This window comes from Campylobacter sp. MIT 21-1684, assembly GCF_026241315.1.
Classification (GTDB): domain Bacteria; phylum Campylobacterota; class Campylobacteria; order Campylobacterales; family Campylobacteraceae; genus Campylobacter_D.
On record NZ_JAPHNA010000072.1, the window covers coordinates 1 to 492 of the forward strand.

At 34.3% G+C, this 492-nt stretch carries 1 pseudogene; it reads right to left on the bottom strand.

The window, feature by feature from the left end:
• Positions 1 to 492: pseudogene (locus OQH62_RS08620) on the bottom strand (hypothetical protein); the annotation flags it as partial.

The window sequence follows — 492 nt, forward strand, 5'->3', positions numbered from 1 at the left end:
TTCCTTGCATACTCTTCTATTTCTTTTCTTAAGTATTCTGGGAAGTTTTCTCTATATATTGCTGGTATAGTGGGGTTTTGTTTTTTGTCAAGTTTGTGGTTTTTATAGATTAATTCAAGTTGTTCTGGTGTATAGTAATATGGAGCATTAGGATAGCCTTGAGGGGGAGTGATAGAACGAACTTTAGCTTCTAAAAGCATAGTATATATATATAATCTTGCTCCTTCTTCGCTCATATTATTAGATAAATCGCAGTTATAGTTAATAAGGTTATTGTTTAAAGTTCCATAAGCATCTTCTAAAAACTCTCTCCTACTTTCAGGTGTAGAGTCTTTATCTCTAGGGTCTTTAAGTTTGCCTTGTCTAACTTTGTCTCTTAAGTAGTGTATAATCTCACCTCTGCTATCCCCTTGTTCATCGTGTTCATTAAAATCCATCACCCAATCCACCCCTATGAGTTCATCTAAATAAGGAAGCATTCCAAAGCTATCA